Genomic DNA, 26,725 nt, shown 5'->3' with positions numbered 1-26,725 from the left:
CCCACACGCGGCACGACCGAGCGGAAGCGAAGCCTCATGTCCTACGATCTCGTCGTCATCGGTACCGGTCCCGGCGGCTACGTCTGCGCGATCCGCGCGGCGCAGCTCGGCCTGCGGACCGCGGTGGTCGAGAAGCGCGCGACGCACGGCGGCACCTGCCTCAACGTCGGCTGCATCCCGTCCAAGGCCCTGCTGCACGCGTCCGAGGCCTTCGAGGAGGCCAACACGCACTTCGCCGATCTCGGCATCGACGTCGGCACGCCGAAGCTCGACCTGAAGAAGATGATGGCGTTCAAGGCCGAGGGCGTCGCCGGCAACACCAAGGGCGTCGAGTTCCTGCTCAAGAAGAACAAGGTCGACACCTTCCACGGCACCGGCCGGATCGCGGGCGCCGGCCGCGTCGAGGTCATCGCCGAGGACGGCGGCAACCGGATGCTCGAGACCAAGAGCATCGTCATCGCCACCGGCTCGGACGTGGCGCGCCTGCCCGGCGTCACCATCGACGAGAAGGTCGTGGTCTCCTCCACCGGCGCCCTCGAGCTCGACCGAGTGCCCAAGAAGCTCCTCGTCATCGGCGCCGGCGTGATCGGGCTGGAGCTGGGCTCCGTCTGGCGCCGGCTCGGCTCCGAGGTGACCGTGGTCGAGTACCTCGACCGGGTCCTGCCCGGCATGGACGGCGAGGTCGGCAAGCAGTTCCAGCGGATCCTGACCAAGCAGGGCATCGCCTTCAAGCTGTCCACCAAGGTGACCGGCGTCGAGGTCGGCAAGAAGGGCGGCGCGACGGTCACGGTCGAGCCGGCCGCGGGGGGCGCCGCCGAGACGCTTCAGGCGGACGTGGTCCTCGTCTGCATCGGCCGGACGCCCTACACGGAGGGCCTCGGCCTCGACACGGTCGGCGTCCAGCGGGACGACAAGGGCCGGGTCCTCACCGATTCCCACTACGCCACCAACGTGACCGGGATCTACGCCATCGGCGACGTCATCGCCGGCCCGATGCTCGCCCACAAGGCCGAGGACGAGGGCGTGGCGATCGCCGAGATGCTGGCCGGCCAGTCCGGCCACGTGAACTACGGCGTGATCCCGAACGTGGTCTACACGTTCCCGGAGGTCGCCTCGGTGGGCAAGACCGAGGAGGAGCTGAAGAAGGACGGCATCGCCTACAACGCCGGCAAGTTCCCGTTCACGGCCAATGGCCGGGCCAAGGCGAACGGCACCACGGACGGGTTCGTGAAGGTGCTCGCCGACGCCCAGACCGACCGGGTGCTCGGCGTGCACATCGTCGGCGCGGATGCCGGCAACCTGATCGCCGAGGTGGCGGTAGCGATGGAGTTCGGCGCCTCGTCGGAGGATATCGCCCGCACCTGCCACGCGCACCCGACGCTGACCGAAGCCGTCAAGGAAGCCGCGCTGGCGGTGAACAAGCGCGCGATCCACGTCTGACGGGCCACGTCTGACGGACCACGTCTGACGGACCACGTCTGACGGGCGAAGGCCCACGGCGGCACGCGTTCGATGGCTCGGCAGGCTGAGCCGTCAGCTCGAAGGGCCGCGGGCCTCGCCCCTGCGCGGCCCGTCGGGGGAAGCCCCGGCGCGGGATCAGGCGATCTTGCGCCGGGGATTGGGCAGGTCGGCGATCCGCAGCAGCGCGCTCGGCGCGGGCGGGGCCGTCAGAGCGTTCAGGAGGTACGGCCGGCGCAGGCCCAGCGCGTTGTGCAGGGCGAGATCGATGTCGCGGGCGTAGAACGGCATCCGCAGCACGGCGTCGACGCCGAAGTAGCGGCCGGCCTGGGCGACGGGCTCCAGCTCGGACGTGGTCAGCAGGGTGATCCGGGTCGGGAGGCCCAGGGGCTGGATCTGGCAGGCCAGTTCGAGCCCGTCGATGCCGCCGAGCTTCACGTCGATGAAGGCGAAGTCGTAGGCGGCGAGCTTCAGCTGCTTGAGAGCGTGGCGGCCGTCATCCGTCTCGTCGAGTTCGATCGCGAAGCCGCTGCGCGCCACGACGCGGCTGATCGCCGAACGCCCGGCCGGGGTCGAGCAGGCGAGCAGGGCCCGTGTCGGCGCGCGACGGCGGGCATCCGCGTGGAGCAGCTGCTCGATATGGCTCGGGTCGAGGGGCGTCTTCAGCACCTCGTAGGCCCCGAGGCTCGTGGCGATCTCCTGCCAGTGCGGCAGCACGCGGGTCGCCACCAGCACCAGGCAGGGGGGCTCCGCACCCGCGCGACGCGCGACGGCGACCGCCTCGGGACCGCTGAGGTCGTCGAGCTGCAGCCCGACGAAGGCCAGGGTCGGACGGTGGCGGAGGAGGATGTCGCAGAGGGCCTGACCCGAGGTCGCCTCGTCGATCACGGCGCCGGGATCGAACCGCAGGACGATCTCCCTCAGGGAGACGCGGCGCCCCGGATCGCAGTCCGCGATCACGACACGTGCCGGCGCCCTCCCATCCTGAAGATCCATGACGCCCGCCCAAGCCGATCCCGTTCGTTGCCCATAATGGCCGAGGATCGTGACGAAGCTCTTAAAGAGCGCGGCTATGCACTAGGCGAAACGGATGACGCGCCTATAGCCGCCGATGAGCTCTCTCGAAGTCCAAGTTTTTAGCAATCTTGGTCAATGGCCGGCCCTCGGGTGGGCCGCCGCGTAGGCGCTCATGAGACGGGCGGCGTCGACCTGCGTGTAGAGCTGCGTCGTGGACAGGGAAGCGTGGCCCAGGAGTTCCTGGATCGCGCGCAGCTCGCCCTGGCGCGCCAGCAGATGGGTTGCGAAGGAATGCCGCAGGGCGTGCGGCGTGGCGCTCTCGGGCAAGCCCAGGGCGCCGCGGGCGCGCGCGACCGTGTACTGGATGATGCGCGGCGAGAGCGGGCCGCCCCGGGCACCGAGGAACAGCGGCCCCTCCGGCGGCAGCGGCATGGGACAGGCGGCGACGTAGTCGGCCACGGCCTGCGCCACGACGGGCAGGATCGGCACCATGCGCTGCTTGCCGCCCTTGCCGAGCACGGTGACCTGATCGACGCCCGGCAGGGGGGCGTCGCGGCGACTCAGGCCCAGCGCCTCGGAGATGCGCAGCCCCGCGCCGTAGAGCAGCGCCAGCACGGCGGCGTCCCGGGCCAGGACCCAGGGCTCCCGCTCCTCGCCGGCGCGGATCGCGGTATCGGTCAGCGCCACCGCGGCGGAGACGGGCAGGGGGCGTGGAAGCCGCCGCGGAACCTTGGGCGAGCGCACGCCGCCCAGGGCCGAGACGGTGCCGAAGCCCTCGCGCTCGAGGAAGCGGGCGAAGGAGCGCAGGCCTGCCAGCATGCGCATCAGCGAGCGCCCCGAGACCTCGTCGGCCCGGCGCGCGGCCATGAAGCCGCGGATGTCCCGCACCTTGAGCCCGATCAGCATCGGGATCGTCGGTGTCCCCTGACGGGACGCGAGGTGGTGGAGGAACTGGCGAAGGTCGCGCCCGTAGGCCTCGACGGTGTTGGACGACATCCGCCGCTCCCGCGCCAGCGCCTCGATCCAGGCCAGGACGGCGTCGCGAAGGCGGGCGTCACCCGGAAACAGCAGCCGGTCGCCCTGGGTCTCGTGCGTGCTCGCGTGCGTGCTCATGGCGACACTCGACCGGATCCGCGTTGCCGGGAGCTTAATGCCGGTCGCCGTCCGCCCCCAGGGCCGGGCTCGTGCCGCGCGGCGCGCCGTGCCAAGCTGACCCGATGAGCCTCCTCGCCTACGCGGCCGCCGCCCTCGCCGAGATCGCCGGCTGCTTCGCGTTCTGGGCCTGGATGCGGCTCGGACGGTCGGCCTGGTGGACGCTTCCGGGTCTCGCCTCGCTGGCGGCCTTCGCGGCCCTGCTGACCCTCGTGGACAGCCCGGCGGCGGGGCGCACCTTCGCGGCCTACGGCGGCGTCTACGTGGCGGCCTCGGTCCTGTGGCTGTGGCTCGCGGAGGGCCAGCGGCCCGACCGCTGGGACCTCGCGGGCAGCGCGGTCTGCCTCGCCGGAACGGCGCTGATCCTCCTCGGCCGCCGGGGGTGACAGCGGCGCGGCAGCGCACCGTGCCGGGACGGCCACAGGTGGCAACCTCCGCGGCCGGAACCTTGGTGAAACCAAGCGTTCACGATACGTACGGCAGCCTCGGGCCGTTCACCGAGCCGTGGAGCCCCATGACCAGCCCCGTCCGCATTCTCGGCATCGATCCCGGACTCCGCCGCACCGGCTGGGGCCTGATCACCGCGCAGGGTACGAAGCTCACCTACGGCGATTGCGGGGTCGTGACCTCGGACGGGGAGCTTCCGCTGGCCCTGCGCCTGCGGGAGCTGTTCGAGGGGATCGGCCGCATCGTCGAGGCCGTGCGGCCCGACGAGGTCGCCGTGGAGGAGACCTTCGTCAACAAGGACGCCCAGGCGACGCTCAAGCTGGGCCACGCGCGGGCGATGGCGCTGCTCGTGCCGGCCCTCGCCGGCCTGCCGGTGTTCGAGTACGCCCCCAACCTGATCAAGAAGACCGTGGCGGGCTCCGGTCACGCCGAGAAGGTGCAGATCCAGGCGATGGTCCGCTTCCTTCTGCCGAAGGCGGAGTTCCGCGTCGCGGACGCCGCCGACGCGCTGGCCATCGCGATCACCCATGCCAGTCACCGGGACGCCCACGCGCTGCGGCAGGCGCATCTGCCGGGGGGCAAGCGCCGCTCGCTCACCGGTCAGGCGGCCGCGGGACAGGGGCTCGCAGGGAAGGGATTCTCCGCCGCCGCCGCCGCGCGCATCGAAGCCGCGCTGGCGAAACAAGGCTGACGGGATCGGGAAGGACTTGGTGGGGGAAGTAGGACTCGAACCTACGAAGCTTACGCAGCGGATTTACAGTCCGCCCCCTTTGCCGCTCGGGACATTCCCCCAAGGCGGGCATCGCCCGCGGCGCCCTTATGGTGAGGGGTGGGCCGGGTGTCAACGCTTATGGTGCACCGATCCGGCCCGGCGGGTGCGGCAATCGTGGAGAGCGGGGCGGTTTCGCCCGAAAGCGCCGCGCCCGCGGCTCCGCCGCCGGGACGAAAACGCGAACGTTCCGCGACTGCGGGGATTCACAAAGGAATCCGGATCGGCCACGGTGCGCCGATGTCGCCCTGCTTCGCCGGCCCTTGACCCGTCCCGCCCCGTCTCTGCGGTCGCACCAGCGCACGCTGATGGCCCTGGTCGCGGCCATGGCGAGCGGGGAGGCGGCCCATGTCCGGAAGATCCTGGCCGCGGTCACCCCCGGCGGCGGCAAGTCGCTGCTGCCGGTCATCGCCGCGCACCGGCTGATCGCCGCGGGGCTCGTCGAGCGCGTGGTCTGGGTGGTGCCGCGGGATTCGCTGCGGTTGCAGGCCGAGGAGGCCTTCGCCGATCCGCTCTGGCGCGCGGCCTTCGGGCACGCCCTCAGCGTGCGGGCGGCCGACAACGAGCGCGACCCGGCGCGGGGTCTGGCCGGCTACGTCACCACCTATCAGGCGGTCGCCGCCGCCCCGGCGCTCCACCTCGCGGAGGCGCGGGCGCACCGCACCCTGCTGGTGGTCGACGAGGTCCATCACCTGCCGGTCCCCGGCCGCCCGGGCGCCGACGACCCCTCCGCGGAGGATGCCGAGGCCGGGGCGTGGTCCCGCGCGATGCTGCCCGTCATGGAGGCGGCGACCGTGCGCCTGTACCTGTCCGGAACGCTGGAGCGGGCGGACGGGCGGCGGATCCTCGGGCTGCCCTACCGACCCGCCGGGCCCGGCCGCGGTCCGGAGCTCGACCTCGACGCTCCCGGCCTCGCGGTGATCGGCTACTCGCGGGCGCAGGCGCTGGCCGAGCGGGCGGTGCTGCCGGTGACGTTCGGCGCCATCGACGGCGAGGCGAGCTGGCTGGAGGGCGGCCGGATCGCGGGCGACAGCCCGCGCGTCGGACCGCACCGGCTCGGCGCGGGCTCGGTCCGGATCACCACCCGGCCGGCGCTGTTCACCGCCCTGCGGACCGGGTTCGCCCGCGACCTCCTGAGCGAGGCGTTCTTCGCCACGAAGCGCCTGCGCGCCCGGCGCCGGGCCGAGCGCGAGCTCCCGCCCGGCGAGCCGGCCCGGGGGCTCGGCAAGCTCCTCGTGGTGGCGCCCGATCAGGCGAGCGCGCGGGCCTATCTCGGGACCCTGCGGGACTGGATGCCGGCCGGGCAGGGCGAGCGCGATGTCCGCCTCGCGACCTCCGGCCAGGGCGACGCCCACGCGGCGCTGGCCGCGTTCCGGCTCACGCCGGAACCGGCCGTGCTGGTGACGGTGGCGATGGCCTACGAGGGCCTCGACGCCCCGGAGGTCGCGGTGGTCGCGGCCCTGACCCATATCCGCTCCCGGCCCTGGCTCGAGCAGATGCTCGCCCGGGCCACCCGGGTCGATCCCCATGCCGGGCCCTACGACGGGCAGCAGGCGCTGATCTTCCACCCGGACGACCCGCTCTTCGCGCGGTTCCGCCTCGAGCTCGAGACCGAGCAGGGCAGCAGCGTCCGGCCGCCCCGCGAGCGGCCGGCGAGCGCCGTCGTGCCCGAGCGGACCCGCTGGCGCGACGACGAGCCGGGCGGGATCACGCCCCTGGAGAGCAACGCGATCGGGATGCGCTACGCCCTGCTGCGCCCGCGCCTCCCCGAACCGGTCCCCGCGGCGCCCGCGCCCGAACCGCCCTCCGTCACCGAGCGGACCCTGCGCCAGCGGCTCGCCGCCGCGGTGGCCGCCCAGGCGGTGGAGGACGAGACCTCTCTGCGCGTCCCCCGCGGCGGCAATCTCGCCCACCGCTACAACGCCGTTCTCAAGCGCGTGCTCGGCAAGGGCCGCGCGACCATGACCCTCCCGGAGCTGGAGGCGGCCCTGTCCTGGCTCGAGCGCAACCGCCTCTCCGACCATCTCGACCGCCTCGACGGCGACGCCCGCTACGCGTGGTCCGCCCGCCAGCGCCGCGGGCGCTGGCAGCCGGAGCGCGCCGCCGGCCGCTGAATCGCTCGGGAAGGAGACCGCCGTGACCGAGAGCCTGCCCGCCGCCTTCGCCGCGACACTCACCGCGTCCGAGCCGCCCAGGGGCTGGGCCGCCCCGCTCGCCGCGCTCTGGTGGCTCGCCCGGGACGGCTCCGGACCGGCCTCCGCCGCCTGGGAGCGGGCGCACCGCCTCGTCCAGGACGCCGGGGGACCCGACGCGGCCTGGGTCCATGCCCATCTCCACCGGATCGAGGGCGACGACGGCAATGCGCGCTACTGGTACGCCCGCGCCGACCGCCCGGTCCCGAACGGCACGCTCGCGGAGGAGCGGACCGCGCTCATCGCCGCCCTCTGGGCACCGTCCTGACCGCTCCGGGCGGCGCCGCGTCGACCGTCCCGGGCCCGCCGGACCGCGGAACGCCAAGGCTCACAGCCAGTTGAATGGCCGCCCGGCGCGGAGATCGGGCCTCGATTATCGGAGCGGATCCATGAGCCTCCTCGGCAGCATCGTCAGCAAGATCCTCCATCCGTTCGGTGGTGGCACCGCGGACGCCGCCCCCGCGCCCAACGCCGGCTCCGGCGGCCCGGCCGGCACGAGCACGCCCTCGACCCCGTCGGCCCCCGGCACGGCCGGCGGCAGCGAGCCGGTGGACGTCGAGGCGGTGCTCACCAGCCTCGCCGAGAAGAACCCGCAGAAGCTCGACTGGCGCCACTCGATCGTCGACCTGATGAAGCTGCTGGGCCTCGATTCCGGCCTCGCCTCGCGCAAGCAGCTCGCCGACGAGCTCCACTACACCGGCGACAAGGACGATTCGGCGAGCATGAACATCTGGCTGCACAAGCAGGTCATGCAGAAGCTCGCCGAGAACGGCGGCAAGGTTCCGGACGATCTGAAGCACTAGAGCGCCGACCCCGCGATCGACGGGCATCGCCGCGGACGGTCTCGACCGTCGCCGCGGCGATGTCGCTTCTCGGGCCCGTCGGGCGCCGGCGGTTCACGCCGACGGCGACACCTGCAGACGAGCCCTTGCAGCGCCCCGGTCTTTCTCGGTCACATGGCCCGCGTCACGCAGCGCCGAATCAGGCGGCGCCGAGGAGCGAACGGTCATGGACAGCCCGACCGGGGACCGCAGCGGCGCCTTCGAGGCGTCCCCTCTCGCCGCGATCGCCGCGGCGGTCGCCCGCGGTGACGTGGCACGCATCGCCGCGCTGGCGCCCGGCCTGGATCTCTCCTTCCGCGGCGACCGGAACCTCACGCTGCTCGAATGGGCGATTTGGAACGCGCGGCCGCGCGCGGTGTCGGCCCTGCTCGACGCGGGCGCGGACCCGTCCGTGCCGGGGCTCGATCAGGAATCCGCGCTGCACATGGCGGCGATGGTCGAGGAGCCGACCTACCTGGAGATCCTGCTGCGGCACGGCGCGCCGGTCGACCCGGTGAGCCCGCGCGCTCGGTGGACGCCGCTGTTCCGCGCCGTCCAGAACCGCCGCGAGGCGCAGATCGTGCTGCTGCTGCGAGCCGGCGCGGATTTGAGCCGGGTCGACGCTACCGGCAACTCGCTGCTGCACGTGGCCGCCCAGGTCGGCGCGGCCAATCCCTGGGTGCTGCGGCTGCTCGAGGCCGGGATCGACCCGACCCTGCGCAACGCGCAGCGAAAGACCTTCCAGCCGTACTTCTTCGCGACGCCGGATCGCCTGCTCAACGACGAAGCGCGCGAGACCCGCGCGGCGGTCCGCGCGTGGCTCGTCCGGCACGGCGTCCCCGCGGAGGCGGGGCGCTGACGAGACCCGGCCGGGCTCCGCGTCAGCGCCCGGTGCGGACCCGAGTCCAGAGGCGGGTGACGAAGCGCTGGGTGCGGTCGTCCCAGGCGGTGTTGATGGACAGGCGCTGCATCGTCGCCTCGTCCGGGTAGATGCCGGGATTGCTCAGGATCTCGGGCTTCACGAACTTCTTCGCCGCGAGGTTGCCGCTGGCGTAGGAGACGAAGTTGGTGTTGGCCGCCGCCACCTCGGGCCGCATCATGTAGTCGATGAAGGCCAGCGCCTCGGCCGGGTGGGCGGCATCCTTCGGGATCGCGAAGGTGTCGAACCACATCAGCGCGCCCTCCTTCGGCACGACGTAGGCGATGTCGATCCCGTTCTTGGCCTCCTCGGCGCGGCGCTTCGCCTGCATGATGTCGCCCGAGTAGCCGACGGCCAGGCAGATATCGCCGTTCGCCAGCGCCTGGATGTACTCCGACGAGTGGAACTTCCGCACGGCGCCGCGCACCTTGTAGAGGGCGTCGGTCACCAGGGTCATGTCGTCCCAGCGCTTGGAATCCGCCTTCGCGCCGAAGGCCGGGAGCATGCTGGGGATCAGGTCCTCGGGGCTGTCGAGCATCATGATCCCGCACTCCTTCAGCTTGTTCGCCGAGGCGGGGTTGAGGACGACGGACCACGAGTTCACCGTCGCGTTGGCGCCCAGGCGCTCGCGGACGGCGGCGACGTTGTAGCCGATGCCGGTCGTGCCCCACATGTAGTCGACGGCGTAGGTGTTGCCGGGATCGTAGGCCGCCAGCCGGCTGGTCACCTCGGGCCAGAGATTGCCGAGGTTCTTCAGCCTGGACTTGTCGAGGGGCAGGAAGGCGCCGGCCCGGATCAGGCGCTGCAGGTAGGGCCCTGACGGCACGACGATGTCGTAGCCCGACCGGCCGGCGAGCAGCTTGGTCTCCAGGATCTCGTTGTTGTCGTAGGTGTCGTAGACGACCTTGATCCCGGTCTCGCGGGTGAAGGCCTCGAGCACCGTGGGGTCGATATAGTCCGACCAGTTGTAGATGTTGACGACCCGCTCCTCGGCGGCCGGTGCCGGCCGCACGAGGGGCAGGGCCGCCAGGAGCCCTCCCGCGAGAACGGCCGCAGCGGCCGCCAGGACGGTCCGGCGCGCGCCGTTCACCGGCTCCTCGCGGCCACGACCACGATCTCGACCAGGTACTCGGGCGCGGCGAGCTTGGCCTCGACCGTGGCGCGGGCCGGCGGGTTCTCCGGGGAGACCCACGCGTCCCAGGCGGCGTTCATCTCCGCGAAGGTCGCGATATCGGCGAGATAGACGGTGGCCGAGAGGATCCGCGCCTTGTCGCTGCCGGCCGCGGCCAGGAGCCGGTCGATCTCCGACAGGATCTGCTGGGTCTGGATCGTGACCCCGGTGCCGACCGTGTCGGACGCGACCTGCCCGGCGAGGTAGACCATGTCGCCGAAGGTGACGGCCTGCGACATCCGCTTGCCCGGCTCGATACGCTGAATGTCCATACCCGTCTCCACATCCTCGAGAACCGGCGTATCTGCCGCCGCACCGGCCTGGCCGTAAAGGGCCGCGCGCGCACGCGAGGCTTGAACCCGAGGAAAATCGTCATCGGCGGCCAGGGTGCGGGCAACCGTCGCGGGTCTCGAAGCGTTCTGCCGCCATCGACAATCACGCCTTGGGGTCAGTCATGGGTATTCTCTGGACCATCATCATCGGGTTTCTCGCCGGCGTCATCGCCAAGTTCCTCATGCCGGGCCCGAACGAGCCCGCCGGCTTCATCCTGACCACGATCCTCGGCATCGTCGGCGCCTTCGTGGCGACCTTCCTGGGCCAAGCCATCGGCTGGTACGGGCCGAACCAGGGCGCGGGCTTCATCGGCGCCATCGTGGGCGCCGTGGTCGTGCTGTTCATCTACGGCCTGATCGCCGGCCGCCGCACCACGACCTACTGACCTCTCCGGCCGGTCCGGAAACGACGAGGGGCGCCCCGAGGGGCGCCCCTTTTTCGTGGCCGCGACCGGCCGTGGATCTCAGAGATGCTCCGACGCGGCCTTCACGGCGCAGTGACCGGTGGCGCCGCGCACCGCGAGGCCGACTCCGACCACGAGGGCCAGCAGGCTCAGGAGCTTGTTCGGCCGGGGCTGCGCGGCCGCGGCGGCGATGCCGAGGCCCAGCGCGACCGAGACGGCGCGCTCCGTCGTCGACAGGTTCGGTTGCCCGCTGAAGATGTCGTGCATCATGTCGTTGGCCATGAGGGTCTCCGGTTGGGAAGTCGCGGGGGAACGCGGCATCGGGCGCCCCGTTCCCGGCCGGCGGCCGGCGCGGGCCCCTTCCCGCGACGGAACGAAAACGGGCGCGGCCCCGGAGGACCGCGCCCGTCTGAGTCACCCCGCGCCGACCGCAGCCGGCGCGGGTGTTCCCCTGCTTACTCGCCGGCCTCGCGGCGGCGCTCGCCGCGGTGGCGGCCGCCCTCGCGGGGCTCGCGCGGCTCGTCGCCGCGCTCGGCCCGCTCGGCGTCGCGCTGCGCCTTGATCTTGTCGGTGATGTCCTCGCCCGTCTGCTGGTCGACGACCTTCATGGACAGGCGGATCTTGCCGCGGTCGTCCTGACCGAGGAACTTCACCTTGACCTTGTCGCCTTCCTTGACGACGTCCTGAACCTTGGCGACCCGCTGGGCGGCGAGCTCCGAGATGTGGACCAGGCCGTCCTTCGCGCCGAAGAAGTTCACGAAGGCGCCGAACTCCATGCACTTCACGATCGTGCCGTCGTAGATCACGCCGACCTCCGGCTCCGCCACGATCGAGCGGATCCAGTTGTAGGCCGCCTTGATCGCCTTGCCGTCGGCCGAGGCGATCTTCACGACGCCGGTATCCTCGATGTTGATCTTGGCGCCGGTCTTCTCGACGATCTCGCGGATCACCTTGCCGCCGGTGCCGATCACGTCGCGGATCTTGTCCGTCGGGATCTGCATCGTCTCGATGCGCGGCGCGTACTCGCCGAGTTCCGGACGGGCCGCCGTCAGGGCCTTGGCCATCTCGGCCAGGATGTGGGCGCGGCCGTCCTTCGCTTGGGCGAGGGCGATCTTCATGATCTCCTCGGTGATGCCGGCGATCTTGATGTCCATCTGGAGCGAGGTCACGCCCTCGTCCGTGCCGGCCACCTTGAAGTCCATGTCGCCGAGGTGATCCTCGTCGCCGAGGATGTCGGACAGGACCGCGAAGCGCTCACCCTCGAGGATGAGGCCCATGGCGATGCCCGCCACCGGACGGCGCAGCGGCACGCCGGCATCCATCAGCGACAGCGAGCCGCCGCAGACCGAGGCCATCGAGGACGAGCCGTTGGACTCGGTGATCTCCGACACGACGCGGATCGTGTAGGGGAACTCGTGGGCCGGCGGCAGGACCGGACGGATCGCCCGCCAGGCGAGCTTGCCGTGGCCGATCTCGCGACGGCCCGGCGAGCCCATCCGGCCGGTCTCACCGACGCTGTAGGGAGGGAAGTTGTAGTGAAGCAGGAAGCGCTCCTTGTAGGTGCCTTCCAGCGCGTCGATGAACTGCTCGTCCTCGCCGGTGCCCAGCGTCGCCACGACCAGCGCCTGGGTCTCGCCGCGGGTGAACAGGGCCGAGCCGTGGGCGCGGGGCAGAACGCCGACCTCGGAGAGGATCGAGCGGACCGTCTTCACGTCGCGGCCGTCGATGCGGGCGCCGCTGTCGAGGATGTTCCAGCGGACCACCTTCGACTGGGCCTCCTTGAAGGCGGCCTTGACCTTCTCGGCCGGGAACTTCTCGGCGCCCTCGGGGCAGAGGGCGGCCATCACCTTCGCCTTCACGGCGTCGACGGCGGCGTAGCGCTCCTGCTTGACGGTCTTGGTGTAGGCGGCGCGCAGCTCGGCCTCGCAGACCTCCAGGACGGCCTTCTCGACGTCGGCGTTCTCGGGGGCCTTGAAGTCGCGCGGCTCCTTGGCGGCCTTCTCGGCGAGGCGGATGATCGCCTCGATCACCGGCTGGAAGTGCTTGTGGCCGAACATCACGGCGCCGAGCATCACGTCCTCGGAGAGCTCCTTGGCCTCCGACTCGACCATCAGCACCGCGTCCTGCGTGCCGGCGACGACGAGGTCGAGGCTGGACTCTTCCTTGGTCTCGGTGACCAGCGGGTTCAGCCGGTAGCCGCCGTTGATGTAGCCGACGCGGGCGCCGCCGATCGGGCCCATGAACGGCACGCCCGACAGGGTCAGGGCCGCGGAGGCCGCGACCATCGCGACGATGTCGGGATCGTTCTCGAGATCGTGGGTCAGGACGGTGACGACGACCTGCGTGTCGTTGCGCCAGCCCTCGATGAAGAGCGGGCGGATCGGGCGGTCGATCAGGCGGGAGACCAGGGTCTCCTTCTCGGAGGGACGGCCCTCGCGCTTGAAGTAGCCGCCCGGGATGCGGCCGGCGGCGTAGGCGCGCTCCTGGTAGTTCACGGTGAGCGGCATGAAGTCGATGCCGGGCTTCGGCTCCTTGGCCGCGACCACGGTCGCGAGCACCGAGGTCTCACCGTAGGTGGCGATGACGGCGCCGTCGGCCTGGCGGGCGACCTTGCCGGTCTCCAGGACGAGCTTGCGGTCGCCCCACATCAGCTCTTCGCGTTGAACGTCGAACATTCTCAATCTCTTCCTTGCCTGCGGCGGGCCCAAGCCCGGCGCCGCCCGGGGGCAAGACGGCGAGACACTGCGCCTGAGAACCCTCGGCGAAGTGTCTCGCGATCCTGCCCCGACGCTGGCGCCTCGAAGCGGCCCGTTTGCCGGGAGGCCGGACCCATTCCGGCAGCCCGCGATGGTGAAACGCGGCCCCGGGCCGGGCCCGGAACCGCGCGGAGTGCGCCTTAGCGGCGGATGCCGAGACGCTCGATGAGGGCGCGGTAGCGGGCCTCGTCCTTGCGCTTGACGTAGTCGAGCAGCGAGCGGCGCTGCGAGACCAGCTTCAGGAGGCCGCGGCGGGAATGGTTGTCCTTGCCGTGGGTCTTGAAGTGGCCGGTCAGGTTGGTGATCCGCTCGGTGAGGATCGCCACCTGGACCTCGGGGGAGCCGGTGTCCTTGGCGTCCTTGCGGTGTTCCTTGATGAGCGCGGTCTTGCGCTCTGCCGTGATCGACATCGCGTGCCTCTCGGGTTGTGCTGGTCGGATGCGGCGCCCCCAACGGGCGCGCGCGGGCTCGGCGTTCGGCCGGTGCCGGGATGTCGTCCAGCACGGTCACAGCGCCAAGCGGCTCAAGCCCCGCCCGGAAACCCGGGTCGAGGCCGCGCGATCCATACACGAAACCGACGGTTATGCCAGTCCCGAGCCGGGCGAGCCGCGGCGGCTGCGCGTCGCGGCGGTCCGGCCTCACCCCGAGTCGCCCGAAAGAACGGTTAACGCCCCCGTGCTACCCGGAGCCGCTCACGCGACGCGGCCCGGCGATGAACGGCACCTTCTCGGATGCGTGCGGCGTCGTCGTCGCGACGCTGCTCGGCATCCCCCTCGTTCTCCTCCCGGGCTACGCCCTGGGCAGGCTGACCGGCATCCTCGGATTCCGCGCGCTCGTGCCCGGCGACCGCCTCCTGTGCGGGGCGCTCCTCGGAATCGGGCTCCTGCCGGCCCTCGACAGCCTTCTGATCGAGGCGGCCGGCGTCCCGGCCGCGGCGCTCGCCGCCGGCGCCGCGGGGCTCGTCGCGCTGCGGCCGGCCCTGCGCGACCTGCGGGATTCCCGCGACCGGGCGGCGCTGGCCCTCGCGCTGCTCTGGCTCGGCGTCGTGGCCTACGCGCTGATCGACGTCGACACCGGCACCGCCCTCTACCGGCCCGTGACGGTCATCGACCTCGTCAAGCACGCCGCCCTCACGCGCGCGATCGTCGAGCACGGATTGCCGCCGGTGGACCCGTTCTTCGCCCGGCCCGAGCGGGCGGGCTACTATTACGGCTTCTACACCCTCACTGCCCTGGTCGACTGGGCGGGCGGCCGGCTGGTCGACGGCCGGAGCGCCTTCGCGGGCCTGGCCTTCTGGACCGGCCTCGCGCTCCTCGGCCTGCTCGACCGGCTCCTCGCCGCGACCGGCCTCGTCGCGGACGCCGCCCCCCGGCTCGTGCGCCGCGCGGTGCTCCTGCTGCTGCCGGCCGGAAGCCTCGACATCCTGCTGGTCGTCGCGGACCGGGCCACCTCCGGGACGTGGCTGCCGATCCCGGAATGGCTGAACGAGCAGGTCCTCAACTGGCCCGCCTCGCTGGTCTGGGTGCCGCACCACGTCGCCGGCGCCCTGGCCGGGTGGCTCGGTCTCCTGGCCCTGGCGGAGGTCGCGGACCGGACGCGACCGGACCGGCGCGCGGAGGCGGCGGCGGTCGGCGTCGCGGGGCTGGCCTTCGCGGCCTGTGCGGGCCTGTCCGTCTGGGTCTGCCTCGGCACGGCGGGCGCCGCGGGGATCTGGCTGACGCTGCTCGGCCTGGAGCGCCGCTGGCGCGCCGCGGCCCGGCTGGCGGCTGCCGGCCTGCTCAGCGCCGCGCTGGCCGCCCCCTACCTCCTCAGCGTGCTGGCCAACCGGACCGACGGCGGCGCGCCGATCCGGTTCTCGATCCGGCGATTCGGGCCGCTCGACGGCCTCGTCGACGAGCCGGCCCTGAGCGCGCTCCGCCTGGTCCTCCTGCCGCTGAACTACTACGCGGCCCTGGGCGTCTGCGCCGCCGGTGCGCTGCTGTTCTGGCGCCTCGTGCCCCGCCGCGAGGCCCACGGCCGCGAGGCCGGGCGGCTGCTCACCCTCTGCGCGGCGGCCAGCCTGCTCCTCGGCGGCGTCCTGCGCTCGGCGATCCTCAACAACGACCTCGGCGCGCGCGTGGTCCTGCTCGCGCAGGTCGCGACCCTGGTCTGGACCGTGGTGGCCCTGACCCGCCTCAGCGAGGCGCGGCGGCTCCGGTTCCCCGGCCTCCTCGCCGCGCTGCTCGCCCTCGGTTACGCGACGACCCTCTACGGCTTCGTCGGCATGCGCGCCTATACGGCCTCCGACCGGCCCGCCTTCGCCCGCCTCGCCGGCCGTCCCGACATCGACCGGGCGCTGCGTGCGGCCTACGCCTGGGCCGGCACGCACCTGCCCCGGGACCTGGTGCTGCAGCAATCGCCCGTGCCGCGGCGGGTGTTCGATTTCGGGCTCTACGGCCTCCAGCCGACGGGGGTGGCCGACGCGGAGGCCCGGCTGTTCGGCGCCCCGCCGGAGGCCGTGGCGTCGCGGCTCGCCGACGTCGCGCCGATCTTCCGCGACCGCCTGGACGGCGCGGAGGTGCGGCGGCGCGCCGAGGCGGCCGGGATCGGCGCCCTGGTCGTCACCGCGCAGGACGCGCCCTGGAGCGGCCCGGATTCCTGGGTCTGGCGCAGCCAAGCGGTCTACGCCGATCCGCTCGTCCGGATCCTGCGGGTCGAGGATCTCCATGACTGAAGCCGGTCCTAGGGCACCCGCCCACCCGCGCGCCGCGCAGGCCCTGCGCTGGCTCTGCGCCCAGGCGCTGCTGCAGGCCGGCGCCGTCCTCCTCGGCTTCGGCTGCTTCGTGCTGCTGTTCCAGACGGATCTCTGGTCCGGGGTGACGATCCTGTTCTACCGCGGCCTGATCCTGCTCGCGGTCGCCTTCCTGCTGACGCTGTCAGTCACGGCGGCCCTGGCCGGGCTCGGCCGGTCCTGGGGGCTGCGCCGGCGGGACGCCCTCGGCGCCTGCGTCCTGTCGCTGTCCCTGAACCTGAGCGCCTTCGTGATCCTGCCGGTGACGGTCGACCGCTCGATCAGCGTGTTCCTGCTCGGCCAGATGGCCGCCCATCCCGGGGAGCGCTTCACCCCGGAGCGGGCGCGGGCGGTGTTCGAGCGGGTCTATCTCGGCGAGTTCCGGCAGATGGAGCGGCGCCTGACCGAGCAGCAGGCCTCCGGCAACGTCGCGCGGGCGGGTGACGGCTACGTCATCACCCCGCAGGGCAGCGCCTTCATCCGCTTCTGCGGCCTCGTCGCCCGGGCGTTCCGGACCGACACCCGGATGATCGGCGCGGCCGCCGCACCGCCCCCGCCGGGCGCGGTCGATCCGGGAGCGCCCGACGGGGGCGGTGCGGTGCGGCGGTAGGCGGTACCGTTTCGGGCGCCGAGCGGTGCGGCAGCGGCCGGGACGGTTTCCCGGAGGCCGCCGTCCGGGCATGGAATATGCCGGGTGACGATCCGGGCGAGGGGAACGGACGCGATGGCGGAGTCCGCGGTGACCACGGGTGAGCGGGCGGGTGCGGGGGCAGGGCGCGACCTCGCCCGGAGCCTCACCGCGCCGGGCCTCGTCGCCATCGGCCTCGGCGCCACGATCGGCGCCGGCATCTTCGTGCTCACCGGAACGGCGGCGGCGCAGTACGCGGGCCCGGCGCTCAGCCTCTCCTTCGTGATCGGCGGCATCGCCTGCGGCCTCGTGGGCCTGTGCTACGCCGAGCTGGCCGCCATGATCCCGGAGCCGGGATCCACCTACACCTACACCCGCGCGAGCCTCGGGCGGTTTCCCGCCTGGATCATCGGCTGGGACCTCGTCCTCGAATTCGCCGTGGCGGCGGCGACCGTGGCGGTGGGCTGGTCGGGCTACGCGCAGTCCCTCGCGGCGGAGTTCGGCCTGCATCTGCCGCGGGCCCTGGCCGGGGCGCCCGGCGACGGCGGCCTCGTCAACCTCCCGGCGGCCGGGATCGTGCTGCTGCTCAGCGCCCTGCTGATGCGCGCCACCGAGGAGGCCTCCCTGGTCAACGGGCTGCTGGTCGCCTGCAAGGTCGCGATCATCCTGGCCTTCGTGGGCGTCGGCGTGGCCCATCTCCGGCCGGACCTCTGGCACCCGTTCGTGCCGGAGAATGCCGGGACCTTCGGCGCCTACGGCTGGAGCGGCGTGTTCCGCGGCGCCGCGGTGGTGTTCTTCGCCTTCGTGGGCTTCGAGACCGTGGCGACGGCCGCGGGCGAGTGCCGGGCACCGCAGCGCGACGCGCCGGTGGGCCTGATCGGGTCCCTGCTGATCACCACGATCCTGTACGTCGCCGTGGCGGCCGTCCTCACCGGCCTCGTGCCCTACCGCGACCTCGACGTCGCCGACCCGGTGGCCAAGGCGGTCGACGTGATCGGCCTGCCGGGCTTCTCGACGATCATCAAGGCCGGCGCCCTGATCGGCCTGACCACCTCGGCGCTGACAGCCCTCTACGGGCAGAGCCGGATCTTCTTCGCCATTGCCCGCGACGGGCTCCTCCCGGGGATCTTCTGCCGGGTCCATCCGGTGACGCGGGTGCCCGTGGCGAGCCAACTGGTGATCGGCCTGTTCACGGCGGCCGTGGCGGGGCTCGTGCCCATCGACGTCCTGGGCGAGATCGTCAGCATCGGCACGCTCCTGGCGTTCTGCCTCGTCTGCGCGACGGTGCTGATCCTGCGCCGGACCGATCCGGACCGGGCGCGCCCGTTCCGCGTGCCGGCGGTGACGCTCACGGCGGGGTTCGGGATCCTGTCCTGCCTCGCGCTGATGGCCTCGCTGCCGGCCGACACCTGGATCCGCCTCGCGGTCTGGCTGGCGATCGGCCTCGCGATCTACGCCGGCTACGGCCGGCGGCACGGTCGGCTCAGCTGATCAGGTTGATGGTGGCCTGCGCGAGCGTCTTGATCGAGGCCGAGGCGCTCAGGCTCAGCTCGTAGTTCCGGACCACCCGCTGCAGGTCGGCCGATTCGACCGCGCTGTTCACGTTCGGCAGGCGGACATAGCCGCTCGGGTCGGCCCCGGGACTGGTCGGGTCGTAGCGGGTGCGGAAGCCGGTGGTGTCGCGGGCGATCCGACCGACCGGGTCGCGGGGGCTGTCCGCCGCCACGGGGGCGAACACCGCGATCTTGCGGGCGTAGGGGGCCCCACCCGGGGTGGTCGGGACCGAATCGGCGTTGGCGAGGTTCTCGGAGATCGCGCGGATCCGTCCGCTCTGCACCTGCCGGCCGGCGGCCAGGGCGGCGGAGGCCGAGTGGAGGGCGCTGGTGTCCGGCATGCGCGGGCCCTGTCGACGGCGACGATCTGACCGAGTCCTCGCCGAACAGCCTTAACCGGGGGTTAAGAGGGCCGCGCGGACAGGCTCAGCGCGTCCCGGAGATCCTGGCCATCGGTGAGGCGCAGGCCGCGGCGGCGGAGGGCGGAGAGCAGCGCGCGGTCGGGGAACGGACAGTACGGCAGAACCGGCGCGGTCCGCCCCTCCGGCAGCGCCCCGGTCCGGGCGACCTCGTCGAGGAGCCGGTCGAGCATCGCGCGCCCGTGGGCGTGGAGCGCCACCGAGGCCCGGGTCGCGGTCGTGCCCTCGGGCAGCGGCACGGCCTCCTGGGCGAGGATCGCGCCGGTGTCGATCGTGGCGGCCAGCCGGTGCAGGGTCATGCCGAACTGCCCGGGCCCGTCGGCCAGGGCATGGATCGTCGGCACAGGGCCCCGGTGGCGCGGCAGCAGGCCGGGATGCCCGTTGACGCCGCCGAGCCGCGCCAGGCCGATGATCTCGGGCTTCAGGATCTGATCGAAATGGTAGGTGAGGATCAGGTCCGGTGCGGCGTCCCGCAATGCCCGCGCGACGTCCGGGCCGTTGACGTTGTCGACCGTCAGGGTCGGGATGCCCAGGCGGCGGCACAGGGTCCTGAGCGGCGTCGCCTCCGGCGCGTCGCCGCTTCCGGACGCCGCCTGGGTCAGGGGCGCCAGGGGCCGCAGCAGGTCCGGCAGGCCGAAATTGACCGCGAGGTAGGGCAGGATCCCGGTGCCCGAGCGCGCGAGGTGCCGCCGGATCTGCCCCGTCAGACCGCCGCTCGACGGCCGCTCGGCGTTCGAGAGCCCCACCAGCGCGATGTCGGCCCGGAGATCGGCGACGAGCCGGCGCACCGCGCGGGCGTTCGGCAGCGCCTCCAGGACGAACAGCGCGATCCGGGGCCGCGCCATCAGCGCCGCTTCCGCCGCTGGAACCGGAAGGCGTAGAGGCCGGCCTTGCGGACGTTCTCGGGCAGGAGCAGCACGGTGCGGGCGAGCGCCGTGAGGATGAACGGGAAGGCGATCACGTCGCGGTTGGCCGCGATGCCCTTGGCGATCCGCACGGCCGCCTCCTCGGCGCTGATCTCCAGCGGCCGCCAGCCCTTGAGCTCGCCGCCCATCGGCGTCTTCACGTAGCCCGGGGTGACGACGTTGACCTTCACGCCCCGGGGCGCGACCTTCTGGCGCAGGGCGAGGCCGTGGGCGACCAGGGCCGCCTTGGCGCCGCTGTAGGCCGGCGCGTCCTGGAGCGGCGCGTAGGCCGCGAGCGACGACAGCAGCACGATCTGACCGCGCCCGCGCTGGAGCATCAGCGTCAGGGTGGGCAGCATCACGTTGAGCGTGCCGGTGTAGTTGATGTCGGCGGTCTCGAAGGCCACGTCCTCGGCCTCCACCTGCCCCTCCTGATTGCCGCCGTTCACCGCCGCGTTGGCGATGACGAGGTCGAGGGGGGCCTCGGCATCCGACCGGTGCACCAGCGCCACGGTGGCGGCCCGGTCGCGGGTGTCGAGGCGGGCGGTCTCGACGGTCGCGCCGCCGGCGCGGCAGTCGCGGGCGACGATCTCCAGCCGCTCGGCGTTGCGGCCGACCAGGATGAGGCTGGTGCCGGATTGCGCGTAGTGGCGCGCCAGCGCGGCGCCGATGCCGCTCGACGCGCCGGTGATCAGGATACGGGGCATGGGGCGGGTTACGCCGCCGCGCGGGGAAAGATCAAGGCCGGGAAAGGCTCACCGGCGGTGAAACGCGCTTCAAAGGCCGCCGAACGGCGACGGTCCCGGAGTTCGGCGAGTCCGGTCAGTAGACCGGCGCGAGCTCGCCGTCGCGCTCGGCCACCTCGCTGACCGCCCGCGCCGCCGCCAGCATCGCGTCGGGCAGGGCCGCCTCCATCCGCGGCACCGAGCCGGCCACCGCGCGGTCGATCGCCTCCTTGGAGAAGAAGCCGCCGTTGACCTGGGTCCGGTGCAGGACCACGCGGCGGAAATCCGCCATCAGGTCCATCTCCGGCGGCGTCGGATTCTTCCAGAAGCTGTCGAGATCGCCCTGATGGGTCAGGCCGGCCATGTTGTAGATCGCGGTGCCGACCGCGTGGGTCGGGCAGCCCATCTCGAGGGACAGCATCCCCACCGTGGAGTTGACGATCACCACGCCGCGCGCGCCCTTGATCAGGGCCGGGAGGTCGCCGCCGTCGATGAAGTCGAGCCGGTCGCTGACGCCGTGGCGCCGGGCCGAGGCGCGGGCGAACTTGCGCCAGTTGATCAGTCCGCTGTCGAGCGGGTGCAGCTTCACCAGCAGCCGGGTCGGCGCCGACGAGCCGTCCGCGAAGGACTTGATCACCCGGTCCATGAAGCCCTCGACGCCGAGGAACGGCGAGTGGACCCGGATCTGGTAGTCGCTGTCGAGCTGCAGCGGCAGCAGGAAGTAGTCGCAGCCGACCGCGCGGTAGATCTCGTCGCAGCGGGCCGCCTCGCGGCGGGTATGGGCGCGGCGCGCGAACTTCTTGATCCAGCCGGCATACTCGGCCGCGATATGGGTCGGCCGGTGGCTGCGGAAATGCGGGAAGAGGTAGGGGAACAGCACGTTGGCGAGGTTGTAGCCGACGTCCCAGACGCTGCGGCGGGCCATGTCGCCCGTGGAGGGCATCGCCCGGCCGGGCTGCGGCAGGCGCCGCGCCAGGGCCCGGATCTCGGCGGCCGTCCGGGGAAGCGACGAGAAGCCGTTCACGCCGCCCAGCTCGCAGGTGATCCAGTTCGGGCGGATATAGCCCTCCTCGAACACGTGCACCCGCAGGCCGCGATACTCGGCGATCATGCGGGCCGCCTTGTGGAACGGCCGGCAATCGCCGAACAGCACGATGTCGGTCACGCTCTCGCGGTCCAGATAGGCCTCGAGATACTCGCCCCAGGCCTCGCGGCGGCCGCGGTAATTGTCGGCCTCGCCGCTCCAGAACAGCCAGTCGCCGGGGCAGAGATTGATGCGCCGGACGCTGTGTCCCCGCGCGCGCAGCGCCTTTCCGAGATCGGAGAAGAACGGCGTCGCGATGCCCTGCAGGAAGAGGAAGGTCGCGGGGCGGTCGCGGAGGGCGTCGGGGGCGGGCTGTTGCATTCCGCGGCGCTTCTGTCCTTGACCCTGGGCCGGATGAACCGCACCGGCGAGAGACTCTTGAGGTGGCACGGTGCCCGGCGGCCCCGCAATCCGAAGCCACGCCGCGGCATGGCATTTCCGCGCCAGCGTGGCCCGTCTGCAACGGTCCCGCGCCTGCGGCTCAGCCTCCGGATTAGGCGGGCAATCGCGGCGACGATATGTCCAAATCCTTTCCAGGACGTGGCGACGGCGACGCGCGCTCAGGTTGTCCCCGCGTTGCATCACCATCCCATGCCGACGAAAATGCGCTACAGGCAGCTTCCGCACCTCGACCCGACCGGAGCCGGACGCACCGACCATGCCCGCTGACCCGACCCCGTCGCTCTACGCGACCGGCCGCACGATCCGCCGCCTGCGGGCGGAGATCGAGGCCGCGACGGGCCTCGCCTTCGGTCCGGCACGCCCCGGCGCCGTCGGCGCGGCCTGGGGCGCGGGCAGCCTCGCGGGGCGCCTGCTGGCGCTGACGGGGCGGCGCCGGCTCGTGGTCGCGCCCGGGCCGGTCCTGAGCCCCTACGACTCGCCGGAGACCGGCTTCGCGTCCCTCCGGATCAGCCTCGACGGCGCGCCCCTGGGCGGGGAGGGCGGCGTCCACTACCTCGATCCCTGGAGCCGGGCGCCGATCGACCGCGCGGCCTGCGCCGAGCGGGTGGCGTGGCTCGCCGCGCGCTTCGCCGAGAACGACCGGCGGGTGATCTATGTCGGGATGTCGCGCTGGAAGCGGCCCTCCCTCGACGTCCTGGGCGCCGGGCCCGCCGGCCGGCCGATCCACACCATGACCACCGAGGCCGCGATCGCCGCGGGGCAGCGCCACGGCGGCCGCATCCTGGCCTGGGCGACGCGGGCACCGGGCCAGCTCGAGGAGGCTTGCGCGCGGGCCGGCCTGCCGCTGGCCCGGGTCGAGGACGGGTTCCTGCGCTCCGTGGGGCTCGGCGCCAGCCTGCAGCCCGGCGCCTCCATCGTGGTGGACGACCTCGGCATCTACTACGACCCGCGGCGGGAGAGCCGCCTGCAGCGGCTGCTCGCCGAGGCCGACTTCACCCCGGACCTCGTCGCCCGGGCGCGGCGCCTGCGCGAGGAGGTCGTGGCGCGTCGGCTCAGCAAGTACAATGTCGGCCTCGACGCCGCCGCGCTCGACTGGCCGCCGGGCCGGCGGATCGTGCTCGTGCCCGGCCAGGTCGAGGACGACGCCTCAGTGCGCCACGGCTCGCCGCTGGTCCGCTCGAACCGGGCGCTGCTGGAAGCGGCGCGGCGGCGCAACCCGGACGCGTTCCTGCTCTACAAACCGCATCCCGACGTGGAGGCCGGGTTCCGTCCCGGCATCATCCCGGAGGCGGAGGCCCTGACTCTTGCCGACCGGATCGTGGGCGGCATCAGCATCGTCGACCTCCTCGACCGGGTGCATCACGTCGAGACCATGACGTCGCTGGCCGGGTTCGAGGCCCTGATCCGCGGCCTCACCGTGGCGACCCACGGCCGGCCGTTCTACTCCGGCTGGGGCCTGTCGGAGGATCTCGCGCCGGGGGCCGACCGCGGCCGCCGGCTGAGCCTCGACGAGCTGGTGGCCGGCGCCATGATCCTCTACGCGCGCTACCTCGACCCGGTGGCGATGAAGCCGTGCACCCCGGAGCAGCTCCTCGACCGCCTCAGCGCGGCCCGGGCGGCGGCGCCGCGCAACGCCCTCTCCCTCGGCCGGACGGCCCATCTGGTGATGCGCGCCCGCTACGGCCTCCTCAATCCCGTCGTGCGGGCCCTGCGCAGCCGGCGCGGCGTCGGCCGCGAGGCCGGCGGCGGGCCGCGCTAGGGCGGCGCTAGGGCGGGGCGCGCGGCGCGAATCCCGTTCCGCGAGACCCTGATGTGACACCAAAGCGATAGCGCGCGCTGCTAGAGTCCGCCCGCAGCCGCCCGTCCCCGGGCCGATTCCGATCGTTCTGGATCAGGAACGGCCCGTAACGCCTTGCTCCCGCGCGCTGTTTCCCGCCGGACCGGATCCCGGCGGCGAGCAGGCCCGCCCCACGCCGAGTGTCCGTGTCTTGACGACGTTCCTCATCGCCACCGGTCTCGCGCTCGCCGCGTGCCTCGCCCTGGAGGTGTTCGCGGGCGACTCGATCGCGCGGGCGAGCCTCGCGCCGCGGGATCTCGGCCTGCGGTTGCTCGGCTACCTGCTGATCCTGCTGTTCTGGTTCGAGTTCTCCTGGCGGCCCTGGCTCGCCGGGCTGACCTGCGTGATCACCGTGGCGATCCTGATCGTCGTCAGCCGCGCGAAGCGCTCGGTGATCGGCGAGCCGCTGCTGTTCAGCGATTTCGCCCTGCTGCCCCAGGTGCCGCGGCATCCGCAGCTCTACTACATCCCGCCCCTGTGGGACCCGCGCATCTCCGTGCCGGTCCTGCTCACCCTGGCGGTCACCGCGCTGTGGTACTGGATCGAGCCGAGCGTGCTGCCCGTCGCGACCCTGCCGCGGGTGCTGTGCCTGCTCGGCCTCCCGCTCGCGCTCTGGCTGCTGGTCCGGGCGGCCCCGCGCCCGCCGCTCGCCCGGCTGATCGCCCGCTGGTTCCCCGAACCCGATCTGGAGGCGGATGTCACCCGGGTCGGCCTCCCGGCTAGCCTCCTGGGCTACACCGCCCGGGCGATGGCCGGCGGCGTGCCGGTGCCGGCGGCGCCGGCGCTGCCGGAGGGCCCGGGCGACGACGTCGTCGTGGTGATCCAGCTCGAATCCTTCGTCGATCCGGAGCGGCTCGGCGGCCCGAAACTGCCGGCGATGGACCTGTTCCGCACCCGGGCCGCGCAGTACGGGCGCCTGCGGGTGCCGGCGCACGGCGCCTACACGATGCGCAGCGAGCACGCGGTGCTCACCGGCCGACCGTCCGAGAGCCTCGGCTTCGGCCGCTTCGACCCCTACACGTCCCGCAGCGGCGACGAGCCGACGAGCCTCGCCCGGCTGGCCGGGGGGCAGGGCTACGGGACCCTGTTCCTGCACCCGTTCCACCGCGACTTCTTCCGGCGGGCGCGCGTGATGGAGGCCTTCGGCTTCGCCGATCTCGTGATGGGGGAGGCCTTCGCGGAGGCGCCGCGCGTCGGGCCCTATGTCGGGGACGTCGCCCTCGGCGCGCGCCTCCTCGCGGAAGTGCGGGCCCGCCGCGCGCCCCTGTTCCTGTTCTGCGTGACCATGGAGAACCACGGTCCCTGGAAGCCGGGGCGGCTGCCGGGGATCGACGACCCGCAGGCGCAGTATCTCCATCACGTCGCCCATACCGGGCAGATGGTCGAGGATCTCGTCGCCGGCCTGGACGCCATCGCCCGCGAGCGGGGCCAGACCATCACGCTCTGCGTGTTCGGCGACCACGCACCGTCGCTGCCGAGTTGCAAACCCGGTTTCGGCGGGCGGACCACCGAGTACGCCCTGTTCCGCTTCGGCCGCCCGCACGAGGCCCCGCAGCGCGCCGACATCGCCGCCGACGAGCTCGGGCGGGCGCTGCGTGCGAGTCTCGCGACCGCGCCCGCGGACATCGCCGCGGGGACATGATAAGGTTAAGCTTGCGCGGCATAAGCGTGGCCGTGCCACGCTGGTGACGCATTGCCCGCGGATAGCGCGACCGGCCACGCGACGGCCGCCGCTCCGGCGCGGCCGTTAAAGCGATCGCAGCGTTTGGCGGTCAAACTGGGTGTCCCGGCCCGGGCCAGCGATGGCGCGGGCTCGGCGAGGAGAAATCTTTGTGATGCTGCGTAAGACGGCGTGCACCGCCCTGATGGCCGCCCTGGCGGCTGGATCTGCCGGCGGTTGCACGTACCTGCCCGCGGCGGGTCCGACGGCGAGCGCGATTCAGGCCGGGGCTGAGGTCGCCACGGCCGACGGAGGCCTGCTCGCCCGCTACGAGATCATCGACGTCACTCCCTCCGTGGTCGAGGCCCTGCGCGGCCGGCCGCTGGACAGCCTGCTCGCCTCCTTCGGCGACCACCGCCCCTCCTCCGAGCCGGTCATCGGCATCGGCGACATGGTCTCGGTCTCCGTCTGGGAAGCCGGGTCCGGCGGCCTGTTCTCCGGGCCCCTCGTCGCCGACCGCTTCTCCGCAGGTTCCAAGTCCGCCCTCATCCCGGAGCAGCCCGTCGGGCGCGACGGCGCCATCTCGGTGCCCTACGCCGGCCGCATCAAGGTCGCCGGCCGCCGCACCCAGGACGTCCAGGCGCTCATCGAGAACGAGCTCGCCGGCAAGGCCATCCAGCCGCAGGTGCTGGTCTCGGTCACACGCCCGATCTCCCAGGCCGTCACCGTCACCGGCGAGGGCGCCGCCGGCGCCCGCCTGCCGCTCTCGGGCCACGGCGACCGCATCCTCGACGTCATCGCCGCCGCCGGCGGCAACCGCGCGCCGGTCAACGAGACCTTCGTGCGGCTCTCGCGCGGGCCGGTGACCGCGACCGTGCCGCTGACCACGGTGGTGTCGAACCCGCGTGAGAACATCTACCTGCGGCCCAACGACGTGCTGACCCTGGTGCGCGACCCGCAGACCTTCATCGCGGTGGGCGCGCTGGGCAACAGCACCGAGCTGCCGTTCCAGGCCGACGGGATCACGCTGGCGCAGGCGCTGGCCAAGGCGCGCGGCCTGTCGGACTTCGCCGCCGACCCGGCCGGCACCTTCATCTTCCGGTTCGAGCCGGCCAGCGTCGTGCGTCGTCTCAGCCCCGGCTCGAAGCTGCTCGGCACGCCTCTGGTGCCGGTGGTCTACCGGATCGACATGCGCGACCCCAACAGCCTGTTTGTGTCGCAGGCGTTCCGGATGCGCAACCGCGACCTGATCTACGTGTCGAACGCGCCCTTCACCGAGGTCCAGAAGGTCCTCACCGCCTTCA

General features: G+C 72.7%; 25 protein-coding genes and 1 tRNA gene. 14 read left to right on the top strand and 12 right to left on the bottom strand.

Features of this window, described 5'->3' with window-relative positions:
* The first annotated feature begins 36 nt into the window (after window positions 1-36).
* Entirely contained in the window at window positions 37-1,440 is a 1,404-nt protein-coding gene (gene lpdA, locus ACTJK8_RS13390) for a dihydrolipoyl dehydrogenase (protein WP_012317929.1), read from the top strand.
* A 156-nt stretch (window positions 1,441-1,596) separates the two neighbouring features.
* Here the strand turns inward: lpdA and ACTJK8_RS13385 are convergent, their stop codons facing one another.
* On the bottom strand, window positions 1,597-2,454 hold the full coding sequence (locus ACTJK8_RS13385; RefSeq protein WP_012317930.1) for a response regulator: 858 nt from the start codon (window positions 2,452-2,454) through the stop codon (window positions 1,597-1,599).
* Between the two features lie 153 nt (window positions 2,455-2,607).
* Window positions 2,608-3,588 carry a tyrosine recombinase XerC gene (locus ACTJK8_RS13380; RefSeq protein WP_440762062.1) on the bottom strand — a complete coding sequence of 327 codons (981 nt, stop codon included), beginning with the start codon at window positions 3,586-3,588 and terminating at the stop codon, window positions 2,608-2,610.
* A 104-nt stretch (window positions 3,589-3,692) separates the two neighbouring features.
* On the opposite strand from ACTJK8_RS13380, the gene ACTJK8_RS13375 reads away from it, so the two are divergent.
* Window positions 3,693-4,013, top strand: coding sequence for a YnfA family protein (locus ACTJK8_RS13375; protein ID WP_012317932.1), 321 nt, complete (start codon window positions 3,693-3,695; stop codon window positions 4,011-4,013).
* A gap of 128 nt (window positions 4,014-4,141) precedes the next feature.
* Window positions 4,142-4,765 carry a crossover junction endodeoxyribonuclease RuvC gene (gene ruvC / locus ACTJK8_RS13370; RefSeq protein WP_012317933.1) on the top strand — a complete coding sequence of 208 codons (624 nt, stop codon included), beginning with the start codon at window positions 4,142-4,144 and terminating at the stop codon, window positions 4,763-4,765.
* 17 nt (window positions 4,766-4,782) lie between these two features.
* Here the strand turns inward: ruvC and ACTJK8_RS13365 are convergent.
* Window positions 4,783-4,866: transfer RNA gene (locus ACTJK8_RS13365), tRNA-Tyr, on the bottom strand.
* A 240-nt stretch (window positions 4,867-5,106) separates the two neighbouring features.
* On the opposite strand from ACTJK8_RS13365, the gene ACTJK8_RS13360 reads away from it, so the two are divergent.
* The 4 genes from ACTJK8_RS13360 to ACTJK8_RS13345 all read left to right on the top strand — a co-directional run bounded on the left by ACTJK8_RS13360 (window position 5,107) and on the right by ACTJK8_RS13345 (window position 8,715).
* Complete coding sequence (locus ACTJK8_RS13360; protein WP_083460928.1) at window positions 5,107-6,957, top strand: DEAD/DEAH box helicase; 1,851 nt, start codon at window positions 5,107-5,109, stop codon at window positions 6,955-6,957.
* 22 nt (window positions 6,958-6,979) lie between these two features.
* Window positions 6,980-7,303 carry a hypothetical protein gene (locus ACTJK8_RS13355; RefSeq protein WP_024830887.1) on the top strand — a complete coding sequence of 108 codons (324 nt, stop codon included), beginning with the start codon at window positions 6,980-6,982 and terminating at the stop codon, window positions 7,301-7,303.
* A 121-nt stretch (window positions 7,304-7,424) separates the two neighbouring features.
* Window positions 7,425-7,838 (top strand): DUF3597 domain-containing protein, encoded by a 414-nt coding sequence (locus ACTJK8_RS13350; protein WP_012317936.1) that lies wholly within the window; start codon window positions 7,425-7,427, stop codon window positions 7,836-7,838.
* Window positions 7,839-8,043: 205 nt separating this feature from the next.
* Window positions 8,044-8,715 (top strand): ankyrin repeat domain-containing protein, encoded by a 672-nt coding sequence (locus ACTJK8_RS13345; protein WP_440762061.1) that lies wholly within the window; start codon window positions 8,044-8,046, stop codon window positions 8,713-8,715.
* A gap of 22 nt (window positions 8,716-8,737) precedes the next feature.
* Here ACTJK8_RS13345 and ACTJK8_RS13340 read toward each other — a convergent pair whose 3' ends face one another.
* Together ACTJK8_RS13340 and ACTJK8_RS13335 are read right to left on the bottom strand one after the other, a co-directional pair.
* Complete coding sequence (locus ACTJK8_RS13340) at window positions 8,738-9,865, bottom strand: polyamine ABC transporter substrate-binding protein (protein ID WP_012317938.1); 1,128 nt, start codon at window positions 9,863-9,865, stop codon at window positions 8,738-8,740.
* Complete coding sequence (locus ACTJK8_RS13335) at window positions 9,862-10,218, bottom strand: RidA family protein (RefSeq protein ID WP_024830885.1); 357 nt, start codon at window positions 10,216-10,218, stop codon at window positions 9,862-9,864. Before ACTJK8_RS13335 ends, ACTJK8_RS13340 begins: the two co-directional genes overlap by 4 nt.
* A 182-nt stretch (window positions 10,219-10,400) precedes the next feature.
* On the opposite strand from ACTJK8_RS13335, the gene ACTJK8_RS13330 reads away from it, so the two are divergent.
* Window positions 10,401-10,664, top strand: coding sequence for a GlsB/YeaQ/YmgE family stress response membrane protein (locus tag ACTJK8_RS13330; protein WP_012317940.1), 264 nt, complete (start codon window positions 10,401-10,403; stop codon window positions 10,662-10,664).
* Window positions 10,665-10,742: 78 nt separating this feature from the next.
* Here ACTJK8_RS13330 and ACTJK8_RS13325 read toward each other — a convergent pair whose 3' ends face one another.
* The 3 genes from ACTJK8_RS13325 to rpsO form a co-directional block, all read right to left on the bottom strand.
* The gene (locus ACTJK8_RS13325) at window positions 10,743-10,964 is read right to left on the bottom strand and encodes a YgaP-like transmembrane domain (RefSeq protein WP_020093742.1); all 222 of its coding nucleotides are present in this window, start codon (window positions 10,962-10,964) and stop codon (window positions 10,743-10,745) included.
* Between the two features lie 173 nt (window positions 10,965-11,137).
* On the bottom strand, window positions 11,138-13,357 hold the full coding sequence (pnp, locus tag ACTJK8_RS13320) for a polyribonucleotide nucleotidyltransferase (RefSeq protein ID WP_012317942.1): 2,220 nt from the start codon (window positions 13,355-13,357) through the stop codon (window positions 11,138-11,140).
* A gap of 221 nt (window positions 13,358-13,578) precedes the next feature.
* Entirely contained in the window at window positions 13,579-13,848 is a 270-nt protein-coding gene (gene rpsO / locus ACTJK8_RS13315) for a 30S ribosomal protein S15 (protein WP_012317943.1), read from the bottom strand.
* Between the two features lie 302 nt (window positions 13,849-14,150).
* On the opposite strand from rpsO, the gene ACTJK8_RS13310 reads away from it, so the two are divergent.
* The 3 genes from ACTJK8_RS13310 to ACTJK8_RS13300 all read left to right on the top strand — a co-directional run bounded on the left by ACTJK8_RS13310 (window position 14,151) and on the right by ACTJK8_RS13300 (window position 18,327).
* Window positions 14,151-16,151: a hypothetical protein gene (locus tag ACTJK8_RS13310; protein WP_440762060.1), complete on the top strand. Its 2,001-nt coding sequence runs from the start codon at window positions 14,151-14,153 to the stop codon at window positions 16,149-16,151.
* The gene (locus tag ACTJK8_RS13305) at window positions 16,144-16,818 is read left to right on the top strand and encodes a hypothetical protein (protein ID WP_053620703.1); all 675 of its coding nucleotides are present in this window, start codon (window positions 16,144-16,146) and stop codon (window positions 16,816-16,818) included. The genes ACTJK8_RS13310 and ACTJK8_RS13305 overlap by 8 nt, the downstream gene beginning before the upstream one ends.
* A gap of 114 nt (window positions 16,819-16,932) precedes the next feature.
* Window positions 16,933-18,327, top strand: a complete 1,395-nt coding sequence (locus ACTJK8_RS13300) for an amino acid permease (RefSeq protein WP_012317946.1) — start codon at window positions 16,933-16,935, stop codon at window positions 18,325-18,327.
* Here the strand turns inward: ACTJK8_RS13300 and ACTJK8_RS13295 are convergent.
* The 4 genes from ACTJK8_RS13295 to ACTJK8_RS13280 form a co-directional block, all read right to left on the bottom strand.
* Entirely contained in the window at window positions 18,320-18,730 is a 411-nt protein-coding gene (locus ACTJK8_RS13295) for a flagellar basal body rod protein FlgC (RefSeq protein ID WP_012317947.1), read from the bottom strand. The two genes, ACTJK8_RS13300 and ACTJK8_RS13295, sit on opposite strands and share 8 nt — an antisense overlap.
* A 62-nt stretch (window positions 18,731-18,792) precedes the next feature.
* Window positions 18,793-19,653 (bottom strand): formyltransferase family protein, encoded by an 861-nt coding sequence (locus ACTJK8_RS13290; RefSeq protein ID WP_440762059.1) that lies wholly within the window; start codon window positions 19,651-19,653, stop codon window positions 18,793-18,795.
* The gene (locus ACTJK8_RS13285) at window positions 19,653-20,420 is read right to left on the bottom strand and encodes an SDR family NAD(P)-dependent oxidoreductase (protein WP_012317949.1); all 768 of its coding nucleotides are present in this window, start codon (window positions 20,418-20,420) and stop codon (window positions 19,653-19,655) included. The genes ACTJK8_RS13290 and ACTJK8_RS13285 overlap by 1 nt, the downstream gene beginning before the upstream one ends.
* Before the next feature lie 115 nt (window positions 20,421-20,535).
* Entirely contained in the window at window positions 20,536-21,843 is a 1,308-nt protein-coding gene (locus ACTJK8_RS13280; protein ID WP_012317950.1) for a capsule biosynthesis protein, read from the bottom strand.
* A 337-nt stretch (window positions 21,844-22,180) separates the two neighbouring features.
* Here ACTJK8_RS13280 and ACTJK8_RS13275 point away from each other — a divergent pair, with 337 nt between their 5' ends.
* From ACTJK8_RS13275 to ACTJK8_RS13265, 3 genes are all read left to right on the top strand, one after another.
* The gene (locus tag ACTJK8_RS13275) at window positions 22,181-23,683 is read left to right on the top strand and encodes a capsular polysaccharide export protein, LipB/KpsS family (RefSeq protein WP_440762058.1); all 1,503 of its coding nucleotides are present in this window, start codon (window positions 22,181-22,183) and stop codon (window positions 23,681-23,683) included.
* 229 nt (window positions 23,684-23,912) lie between these two features.
* Complete coding sequence (locus ACTJK8_RS13270) at window positions 23,913-25,403, top strand: LTA synthase family protein (protein WP_076730137.1); 1,491 nt, start codon at window positions 23,913-23,915, stop codon at window positions 25,401-25,403.
* 193 nt (window positions 25,404-25,596) lie between these two features.
* The coding region (locus tag ACTJK8_RS13265) for a polysaccharide biosynthesis/export family protein (RefSeq protein WP_440762057.1) at window positions 25,597-26,725 on the top strand (1,129 nt) is incomplete at its 3' end.

Origin of the sequence: Methylobacterium sp. 22177 (genome assembly GCF_052045615.1) — a bacterium.
GTDB lineage: Bacteria > Pseudomonadota > Alphaproteobacteria > Rhizobiales > Beijerinckiaceae > Methylobacterium > Methylobacterium radiotolerans.
This window is presented reverse-complemented; position numbering and strand designations above follow the sequence as displayed.

Excerpts from the sequence above, each read along its gene's own strand:
- ACTJK8_RS13305 (WP_053620703.1), top strand. The coding sequence starts at position 16,144 with ATGACTGAAGCCGGTCCTAGGGCACCCGCCCACCCGCGCGCCGCGCAG.
- ACTJK8_RS13310 (WP_440762060.1), top strand. The coding sequence starts at position 14,151 with ATGAACGGCACCTTCTCGGATGCGTGCGGCGTCGTCGTCGCGACGCTG.
- ACTJK8_RS13335 (WP_024830885.1), bottom strand. The coding sequence starts at position 10,218 with ATGGACATTCAGCGTATCGAGCCGGGCAAGCGGATGTCGCAGGCCGTC.
- ACTJK8_RS13350 (WP_012317936.1), top strand. The coding sequence starts at position 7,425 with ATGAGCCTCCTCGGCAGCATCGTCAGCAAGATCCTCCATCCGTTCGGT.
- ACTJK8_RS13385 (WP_012317930.1), bottom strand. The coding sequence starts at position 2,454 with ATGGATCTTCAGGATGGGAGGGCGCCGGCACGTGTCGTGATCGCGGAC.
- ACTJK8_RS13280 (WP_012317950.1), bottom strand. The coding sequence starts at position 21,843 with ATGCAACAGCCCGCCCCCGACGCCCTCCGCGACCGCCCCGCGACCTTC.
- lpdA (WP_012317929.1), top strand. The coding sequence starts at position 37 with ATGTCCTACGATCTCGTCGTCATCGGTACCGGTCCCGGCGGCTACGTC.
- ACTJK8_RS13380 (WP_440762062.1), bottom strand. The coding sequence starts at position 3,588 with ATGAGCACGCACGCGAGCACGCACGAGACCCAGGGCGACCGGCTGCTG.
- ACTJK8_RS13285 (WP_012317949.1), bottom strand. The coding sequence starts at position 20,420 with ATGCCCCGTATCCTGATCACCGGCGCGTCGAGCGGCATCGGCGCCGCG.
- pnp (WP_012317942.1), bottom strand. The coding sequence starts at position 13,357 with ATGTTCGACGTTCAACGCGAAGAGCTGATGTGGGGCGACCGCAAGCTC.
- ACTJK8_RS13345 (WP_440762061.1), top strand. The coding sequence starts at position 8,044 with ATGGACAGCCCGACCGGGGACCGCAGCGGCGCCTTCGAGGCGTCCCCT.
- ACTJK8_RS13290 (WP_440762059.1), bottom strand. The coding sequence starts at position 19,653 with ATGGCGCGGCCCCGGATCGCGCTGTTCGTCCTGGAGGCGCTGCCGAAC.
- ACTJK8_RS13295 (WP_012317947.1), bottom strand. The coding sequence starts at position 18,730 with ATGCCGGACACCAGCGCCCTCCACTCGGCCTCCGCCGCCCTGGCCGCC.
- ruvC (WP_012317933.1), top strand. The coding sequence starts at position 4,142 with ATGACCAGCCCCGTCCGCATTCTCGGCATCGATCCCGGACTCCGCCGC.
- ACTJK8_RS13325 (WP_020093742.1), bottom strand. The coding sequence starts at position 10,964 with ATGGCCAACGACATGATGCACGACATCTTCAGCGGGCAACCGAACCTG.
- ACTJK8_RS13330 (WP_012317940.1), top strand. The coding sequence starts at position 10,401 with ATGGGTATTCTCTGGACCATCATCATCGGGTTTCTCGCCGGCGTCATC.
- rpsO (WP_012317943.1), bottom strand. The coding sequence starts at position 13,848 with ATGTCGATCACGGCAGAGCGCAAGACCGCGCTCATCAAGGAACACCGC.
- ACTJK8_RS13275 (WP_440762058.1), top strand. The coding sequence starts at position 22,181 with ATGCCCGCTGACCCGACCCCGTCGCTCTACGCGACCGGCCGCACGATC.
- ACTJK8_RS13375 (WP_012317932.1), top strand. The coding sequence starts at position 3,693 with ATGAGCCTCCTCGCCTACGCGGCCGCCGCCCTCGCCGAGATCGCCGGC.
- ACTJK8_RS13300 (WP_012317946.1), top strand. The coding sequence starts at position 16,933 with ATGGCGGAGTCCGCGGTGACCACGGGTGAGCGGGCGGGTGCGGGGGCA.